Origin of the sequence: Collinsella aerofaciens, from assembly GCF_964283865.1 — a bacterium.
GTDB lineage: Bacteria > Actinomycetota > Coriobacteriia > Coriobacteriales > Coriobacteriaceae > Collinsella.
On record NZ_CAXYLS010000028.1, the window covers coordinates 1 to 8,653 of the forward strand.

The following is an 8,653-nucleotide window of genomic DNA, read 5'->3' on the forward strand; positions in this document are numbered from 1 at the left end:
ACCGTCACCAACGACGTGCTGTACAAGGAGGGCCTGGACCTTCTCGTCGTGCCCTCCGCCGAGCTCTCCCGCGGCCGTGGCGGCCCGCGCTGCATGAGCATGCCCTTCTGGCGCGAGGACCTCTAAGGTTTTAACGGTTCCGGTGCGGTCCCCCTACAGCCGCACCGGTTTCGCCCGTCAAACGGGCACCACTTTTTAGTAATTCACTTTTTCGAAAGGAAACGAACCATGGGTGTTAACCTCTCCGGCCGTAGCTTCCTCAAGCTCCTCGACCTCACCACCGAGGAGATCGAGTACCTGCTCAAGCTCTCCAAGAACTTCAAGGACATGAAGCGCGCCGGCGTTCCTCACCGCTATCTCGAGGGCAAGAACATCGTCCTGCTCTTCCAGAAGACCTCCACTCGTACCCGCTGCGCCTTCGAGGTCGGCGGCATGGATCTGGGCATGGGCGTCACCTACCTCGATCCGGGTTCGTCGCAGATGGGCAAGAAGGAGTCCATCGAGGACACCGCCCGCGTTCTCGGCCGCATGTATGACGGCATCGAGTTCCGTGGCTTTGCCCAGGACGACGTCGAGGAGCTTGCCGCTAAGTCCGGCGTGCCCGTGTGGAACGGTCTGACCACCGAGTGGCACCCCACCCAGATGCTCGCCGACATCCTGACCGTCCAGGAGAACTTCAACTACGACATCAAGGGCAAGACCCTCGTCTTCATGGGCGACTGCAAGAACAACGTCGCTCGCTCCCTCATGGTCGTCTGCTCCAAGCTCGGCATGAACTTCGTGGCCTGCGGCCCCGAGGAGTGCATGCCCGCTGACGACGTCATCGAGGCCTGCAAGCCCATCGCTGAGGCCAACGGCTGCACCATTAAGCTGACCACCGACGTCAAGGACGGCGTCACCGGCGCTGACGTTCTCTACACCGACGTGTGGGTCTCCATGGGCGAGCCCGACGAGGTCTGGGCCGAGCGCATCGCTCAGCTCACCCCGTATCGCGTTACCTCCGAGGTCATGGCTATGGCCAACCCGGGTGCCATCTTCCTGCACTGCCTGCCCAGCTTCCACGACACCAACACCACGATTGGCGCCGAGAAGTGCGAGCAGTTCGGCATCACCGAGCAGGAGGTCACTGACGAGGTCTTCGAAAGCCCCGCTTCCAAGGTCTTCGACGAGGCCGAGAACCGCATGCACACCATCAAGGCTGTCATGTACGCTACGCTCAAGTAAGAGCATCTAGCATCTCGCTCGGGGTGCATTGCTGCGCACCCCGAGCGCTTTTGTCTGGTAAAAATCTCGCACCGAGCGACATGCACGGCACGGAAGAGCCGCTTCGGGCGAGATCAGTAAATGATTTATGAAGGGGGGATGAGAACTATGACTGAGACCGCTAAGAAAAAGCGCGGTATGCCTTCATCGTTCACCATTCTTCTTGCTCTGCTGGCAATCGTCGCGGTTATTACCGTTATCGTCTCCGGTACGTCCGGTGGCGCGGTTACCGCTGCCCGCCTGAGCGATTTCTGCACCGCCCCGGTCAAGGGCTTCGCTGACGCTCTGCCCGTCTGCCTCTTCGTTATGATCCTCGGCGGCTTCCTCGGCATGATGACCGAAACCGGCGCCCTGGACAACGGCATTGCCGTTCTGGTGCAGAAGCTTAAGGGCAATGAGATCATGCTCATTCCCGTGCTGATGCTCATCTTCTCCCTCGGTGGTACCACCTATGGTATGTGCGAGGAGACCGTTCCCTTCTACGCCCTGCTCGCCGCTACCATGATGGCTGCTGGCTTCGACCCCATGGTCGGCGCCGCTACCGTCCTGCTCGGCGCTGGCTGCGGCTGCCTCGGCTCCACGGTTAACCCGTTTGCCGTCGGCGCTGCCGTCGACGCTCTGACCGGCGTTGGCATTGAGGTCAACCAGTCCATCATCATCGGCCTCGGTGCCGTCCTGTGGATTGTCACCACCGCCATGTCCATCTTCTTCGTCATGAGCTATGCCAAGAAGGTCAAGGCTGACAAGGGTTCCACCATCCTTTCGATGCAGGAGCTCAAGGACGCCGAAGAGACTCACGGCAAGGCTGCTTCCGAGGTTAACAAGGAGGTCAAGCTCACCGGTCGTCAGAAGGGTGTTCTGATCGCCTTTGCCTTCACCTTCGTCGTCATGATTGTCGGCTTCATCCCGCTGGCCGACCTCAACGAGGGCGTCGCCAACTTCTTCGATGCTGGCGCTGTCTATGACGCCGACGGTAACGCCATCGTTCAGGGCTGGTCTGCCCTGATCACCGGCCTGCCCATTGGCCAGTGGTACTTCGACGAGGCTTCCACCTGGTTCTTCCTCATGGCTGTCCTGATCGGTATTATCGGCGGCCTGTCCGAGAAGCAGATCGTCAACACCTTCATCACCGGCGCTGCCGACATGATGTCCGTTGTCCTCGTCATCGCTCTTGCCCGTGGTATCTCCGTCCTCATGGCTAGCACCGGCCTCGACGTCTACGTCCTCGACGCTGCCGCCAATGCTCTGTCTGGCCTGTCCGGCGTGATCTTCGCTCCCATGAGCTTCCTGGTCTACTTCGGCCTGTCCTTCCTGATCCCCTCAACCTCTGGTATGGCTACCGTGTCCATGCCCATCATGGGACCGCTGGCTGTCAAGCTCGGCTTCTCGCCCGAGGTCATGGTCATGATCTACTCCGCCGCCATCGGCATCGTGAACCTGTTCACCCCGACCTCCGGCGCCATCATGGGCGGTCTCGCCCTGGCCAAGATCGAGTGGACGACCTGGCTCAAGTTTGCTCTTAAGCTCATCGTCGCTCTCTCCGTCGTCTGCGCCATCATCCTGACCATCGCTTGCGTGATGATCTAAGTACCCCCTGGGTACCCCACGGAAACCATGACGATCCTATAACGGATCACCTGGTCATCGTCTGTCCGGTGGGGTCAACCCACCGGTAGACTCCTACCTTTAGCCCCCTCCCGTTCCGTGCGCGGGAGGGGGCGCTCTTGTGTTCCGGCGTTTTACCAAACGCCGGAACCACTCGACGCTGCAAGCCCGCCAGAGCGGCAATCTGACGTTCAATCGTCGGGCATGGCCAAAAGGCCTATGCCCTCCTCTTTCACGTCACCTTGCTCGCTCTGGTGGGCTTTCGCTGACTTATGCTCAACCTGCGGCGCTGCCATTGTTGGCGCAGGGGGCGGCTTGCTCGCTCTGGTGTCTGTTCGCTGTTCGTTCTCTGCCCGCGACGTTTCTGCTGTTGGTGCAAAGGGGTCAGGTTACTTTGCGCCAAAAGGGGAAGTTGCGGTGGAATAGTTCCCGTTTGGCCGTCTTGAGGGGTTAAACAGGAGCTATTTCACCGCAACTTATCGATGGCGTGTTTGGTTGGTGCCTGTTGATGGCCTGGGCATCGGGGAGGGCAGGCTCCGTTATAATCGCGTAGGAACTTAATTTACGAAACGGGACGGGAGCCATACATGCGCCAGGGTTTCGACAACGCGAAATATATCGAGCTGCAGGCCGCTCATATTAAGGAGCGCATCTCGCAGTTTGGCGGCAAGCTGTATTTGGAGTTTGGCGGCAAGCTGTTTGACGACTATCACGCGAGCCGCGTGCTGCCGGGTTTTGAGCCGGACAGCAAGTTTCGCATGCTCAAGAGCATAGCCGACGACGTCGAGGTCATCATCGCCATTAACGCGAACCACATCGAGAAGAACAAGGCTCGCGGTGACCTGGGCATTACCTATGACGAGGACGTTTTGCGCCTGGTCGACCTGTTCCGCGGCAACGGCTTTGCCGTCGCGGCTGTGGTCATCACCCAGTACGCCGGCCAGCCCGCTGCCGATGTGTTCCGCAACCGCCTGAACGCGCTCGGTATTCCCGCCAAGCTGCACTATCCCATCGAGGGGTATCCGCACGATGTCGATCTGATCGTGTCCGACGATGGCTATGGCAAGAACGAGTTTGTCGAGACCACCCGACCGCTCGTTGTGGTCACTGCCCCCGGTCCTGGCTCGGGCAAGCTTGCCACCTGCCTGTCTCAGCTCTATCACGAGCACAAGCATGGCACGGCCGCCGGCTATGCCAAGTTCGAGACCTTCCCGGTCTGGAATCTTCCTCTGACGCATCCGGTCAATATTGCCTACGAGGCCGCCACGGCTGACCTCGATGACGCCAATATCATCGACTCCTTCCACCTGGAGGCCTACAACAAGACCACGGTCAACTACAACCGCGACGTCGAGGCCTTCCCGGTAGTCCGTGCCCTGATGGAAAAGATCCTGGGCAAGAGCCCCTACCAGAGCCCTACGGACATGGGCGTCAATATGGTCGGCTTTGCCATCACCGATGACGATGCCTGCCGCGACGCTTCCAAGATGGAGATCGTTCGCCGCTACTTTACCGCGGTCGAAAATGTGCGCCGTACCGGCGTGGGCGATGAGCAAGTCGACCGTCTCAAGATTATTATGAAGAAAGCCGGCATCGATAAGAACTACTCACCGGCGCGCTCGGCGGCCCTCACCAGGGAGCAGCTGACGGGTGGTCCCGTGGGTGCCATGGTCATGCCCGATGGCTCCGTGGTGACCGGTAAGACCTCCACGCGCCTGGGCGCCGCAAGTTCGCTCATTATGAACGCCCTCAAGCATGTCTCGGGCGTCGACCTTGAGCTCGAGGTCATTAGCGATGAGGCGATCGAGCCCATCAGCAAGCTCAAGACGCATTTCCTGGGCAGCAAAAACCCGCGCCTCCACACCGACGAGACGCTTATGGCGCTGTCGATCACCTCGGCCACGAGTGAGACGGCCGCTCGCGTCCTTTCGGGCCTGGAGCAGCTGCGCGGTTGCGATGCCTTCTTTAGCGTGATTATCTCGCCGACGGACGAGACGGTACTGCGCAAACTGGGTATCAACGTGTGCTGCGAGCCCAAGTTTGAGCGCCGCGGTTTCTTCCATCGCTAAGTTTGAAGCACCGCGGTAATTGCATTGCATTTTGGCCGTATCGGGTTAGCGCCCGGTACGGCTTTTTGATCAATAAAGCGTCTATTTCGGCGATAAATAGCTGTTTACCTGCCTAGAAACAATTTGAGCGGTATACAATAACCGTAACTGTTTCATCCTTAGCGGGATGCCGCATGATGGATATTACCTGCCATCGTGAGGTGTGTCGGTCGCGCACGGCGCGTTAGATGCTCGTGCTCGGTTTGAGGAGGCTGCTATGGCGGGCAAGGGTCGTGCGAGTGTTAACGATATGAAGCGTGTCGAGGTGCTGGTGTTGATGGAGATCGACCAGCAAACCGAAGACAATGGCGGGCCGTATGGTTTCTCGCGCAAAACGCTTGCCGAGCGCGTGGGGGTTTCGCCGTATCGTGCCCGCGCCGCAATCGATCGCTTGGATTCCGAAGGTATGATTGATGTCGTCTCGCGTTATAGCGACGACGGCGGTCAGCTTGCAAATGGCATTTGCCTCACCGAACGTGGTGAGTGGTATCTTGAGGGCGTCCGTACCGGCATGCTCGTTCAAGAAATGCTTGAGGACGAGGTTGCTGATCGATAGCAGCATGTAACCCTTGCCATAGCGACGCCGCCTGGGAAACCGGGCGGCGTTTTGTTTCAAGATGGAGAAATGCTATTGCGCGTAAGAAAAATTGCGTGCGGCGTGCGTCGCGAGTATTACAATGAAGACCCGTAAGATGTGTATGGACAACTTCTACGGGAAGCGCAGGTAACTCAATATGACCAAGCATGTGTTCGTGACCGGCGGCGTGGTTTCGTCTCTGGGCAAGGGTATTACCGCGGCCTCGCTGGGCCGTCTGCTCAAGTCGCGCGGGTACAAGGTAACGATGCAAAAGGCCGACCCGTATCTGAACGTCGACCCCGGCACCATGAGCCCGTTCCAGCATGGCGAGGTCTTTGTGACCGAGGACGGCTACGAGTCCGATCTGGACCTGGGCCACTACGAGCGCTTTATCGACGAGAACCTGACCCGCGATTCCAACTTTACGACTGGTGCCATCTATAAGAGCCTGATCGCCCGCGAGCGTCGCGGTGACTTTTTAGGCGGTACCGTGCAGGTGATTCCTCACGTCACCAATGCCATTAAGGATAAGTTCCGCCGCATCGAGGAGCAGACCGGCTCCGATGTAGTCATCACCGAGCTGGGCGGCACGATTGGCGACATCGAGTCCCAACCGTTTGTCGAGGCCATTCGTCAGTACCGCAAGGAGGCCGGCCCCGAGAACGTCTGCTACATCCACGTGTCGCTCGTTCCCTATATCGCCGCCGCCCACGAGGTCAAGACCAAGCCCACGCAGCATTCCGTCAAGGAGCTCCGCAGCTTTGGCATCCAGCCCGATATTATCGTGTTGCGCTCCGACCACCATATCGATGACGCTATCCGCGGGAAGATCGCAAGCTTCTGCGACGTCGACACCGATTGCGTCTTTACCAACGAGGACTGCGCGAGCATTTACGATGTTCCGCAGCTGCTTGCCGAGCAGGACTTTGACCTGCGCATTTGCGAGCGCCTGGGTCTGGACCCGCGTGAGCGCGACATGAGCGAGTGGAACGAGTTCCTGCGCAAACAGAATCACGCCAACCATCACGCCGACAAGGTGAAGATTGCCGTCGTTGGCAAGTACACGCAGCTGCCCGATGCGTACCTGTCGGTTATCGAGGCCCTGCACCATGCGGGTGTCTTCTACGATCGCCATGTGGACGTCCAGCTGGTCGACGGCGAGAGCCTCGACGAGCAGAATGTCTCCGAAGTTCTGGGCGACGCTTCGGGCATCCTGGTCCCCGGCGGCTTTGGCAAGCGCGCCCTGGAGGGCAAGATCCTCGCGGCCGAGTTTGCCCGCGAGCACAAGATTCCGTATCTGGGCATTTGCCTGGGTATGCAGGTGGCCGTGTGCGAGTTCGCCCGCAACGTCGTCGGCCTTGCCGGCGCCAGCTCCTCCGAGTTCGACCCGGACGGTCCGTTTAGCGTCATCGATCTGATGAGCTCGCAGGAGGATGTGACCGAGAAGGGCGGCACCATGCGTCTGGGCGCCTATCCGTGCAAGCTCGCCGCCGATACCCTCGCTCGCGAGGCATATGGCGAGGATCTCGTCTACGAGCGTCACCGTCACCGCTTTGAGTTTAACAACGCCTTCCGCGACCAGCTCGAGGACGCCGGCTTGGTTATCTCTGGCCTCTCACCCGACGAGCGCCTGGTCGAGATGGTCGAGCTGCCGCGCGACGTGCATCCGTGGTATGTGGCAACCCAGGCTCACCCCGAGTTCAAGAGCCGTCCGACCAACCCGCAGCCGCTGTTCCGAGAGTTCGTGCGTGCCTCGATCGGTCAGCACGAGGGTGTCGATCGCCTACAGGTGACGCCCATGAACCTCGCTACGGACTAAGGGTGCCGGCGAACAAAGAACATACCGAAGCTACTCCCTCGTCGCTCGCCGTGGCGGCGGGGGAGTATCTCGATTACCTCGCGGTCGAGCGGGGTTTGGCGCGCAACACGATTGCGGCCTACCGTCGTGACCTGACGACGTACTGCGCCTATCTGGAGCGGGCGGGCATCATGTCTTTTGATGAGGCGACTCGTCAGGTCGTGGAGGGCTTTGTCGCCGACCGTCGCGATGGGGGCTATTCCGATGCCTCGGTGGAGCGTGCGCTTGCGGCCGTGAAGGGCCTGCATGCCTTTTTGGTGCGCGATGGGATTGTGGCCCAAAATCCAACGGCGGCGTTGCGCCTGCCTAAAAAGGCTGAGCGTTTGCCGGAGTATCTATCGGTGGAGGATGTCTCGGCGCTGCTCGATCAAGACTTCCCCGAGGGCGAGATGGGCTTGCGCGACCATGCCATCTTGGAAGTGCTCTACGGATGCGGCTTGCGTGTGAGCGAGTTGGTGGGGCTCGATGTGGGCGATATCCATATCGACGATGGCTTTGTGCTCGTTCGCGGTAAGGGCTCAAAGGAACGCCTGTCCCCGCTGGTGGGAAGCGCGGCGCGAGCTCTGACGCTCTATTTAACTGAGGGGCGTTCTCGCTTGGCGGCCCATGCCCACGGAACCGAGACCTCGGCGGTCTTTTTAAATAAGAACGGCCGCCGTCTGTCGCGCCAGGGCATCCATGCCATCTGTGAGCGCTACGGGCGCCAGGTGGGGCTGGTGGGACTCCATCCCCATACGCTGCGTCACTCCTTTGCCACCCATATGCTTGCGGGCGGTGCAGACCTCCGTGTGCTACAGGAGATCTTGGGACATGCCGATATATCGACCACGCAGGTCTACACGCATGTCGATCGTACGCAACTGACCGAGGTCTATCTGGCGGCGCACCCGCTGGCACATCGTTAACACATCGCTGGCCTGCATATCTATAGGTATTTGGGGACGGGCCCCAGATTGCCGCGGCGTGCTTTTGCGCGCGCATGGGCAATCTGGGGTCCGTCCCATTTTTTGCCACTTGTCGTCGCGGTGGCGGGCCGCATGTGCCTTGGGTGGGGGAGTTTGGGGGCGATGTGAACGGCATGTAAAGGGACGCAAAAATCGCCTCAAGGTCAACTTGAAGGTTGAGGTTGAAAGGCGGGGTGCCACAGGTGGCATCCCGCCGTTGCTGTAAACACAACATATTGTGTTTTCGAACATATGATTGGGGGTGTTTTGCAATATATGGTGGGTGGAGTGGTGGGGC

7 protein-coding genes are annotated in these 8,653 nt (G+C 59.7%); all 7 read left to right on the forward strand.

Translation table 11 applies throughout. From position 1 onward, the window contains the following. A partial coding sequence (locus ACRX4W_RS09635) for an arginine deiminase family protein (protein WP_229770747.1) occupies positions 1 to 126 on the forward strand: 126 nt, incomplete at its 5' end. Between the two features lie 102 nt (positions 127 to 228). Beyond that, positions 229 to 1,224, forward strand: coding sequence for an ornithine carbamoyltransferase (gene argF, locus ACRX4W_RS09640; protein ID WP_117584234.1), 996 nt, complete (start codon positions 229 to 231; stop codon positions 1,222 to 1,224). 138 nt (positions 1,225 to 1,362) lie between these two features. After that, a complete protein-coding gene (locus ACRX4W_RS09645; RefSeq protein ID WP_432300256.1) occupies positions 1,363 to 2,850 on the forward strand; it encodes a YfcC family protein in 1,488 nt (495 codons plus the stop codon). Positions 2,851 to 3,455: 605 nt separating this feature from the next. Continuing rightward, positions 3,456 to 4,937, forward strand: coding sequence for a DUF1846 domain-containing protein (locus tag ACRX4W_RS09650; protein WP_006234276.1), 1,482 nt, complete (start codon positions 3,456 to 3,458; stop codon positions 4,935 to 4,937). Between the two features lie 256 nt (positions 4,938 to 5,193). Then, complete coding sequence (locus ACRX4W_RS09655) at positions 5,194 to 5,532, forward strand: helix-turn-helix domain-containing protein (RefSeq protein ID WP_040358312.1); 339 nt, start codon at positions 5,194 to 5,196, stop codon at positions 5,530 to 5,532. Positions 5,533 to 5,710: 178 nt separating this feature from the next. Further along, positions 5,711 to 7,372, forward strand: coding sequence for a CTP synthase (pyrG, locus tag ACRX4W_RS09660; RefSeq protein WP_055252564.1), 1,662 nt, complete (start codon positions 5,711 to 5,713; stop codon positions 7,370 to 7,372). Positions 7,373 to 7,374: 2 nt separating this feature from the next. Next, on the forward strand, positions 7,375 to 8,316 hold the full coding sequence (xerD, locus tag ACRX4W_RS09665; protein ID WP_172674638.1) for a site-specific tyrosine recombinase XerD: 942 nt from the start codon (positions 7,375 to 7,377) through the stop codon (positions 8,314 to 8,316). Positions 8,317 to 8,653: the final 337 nt, after the last annotated feature.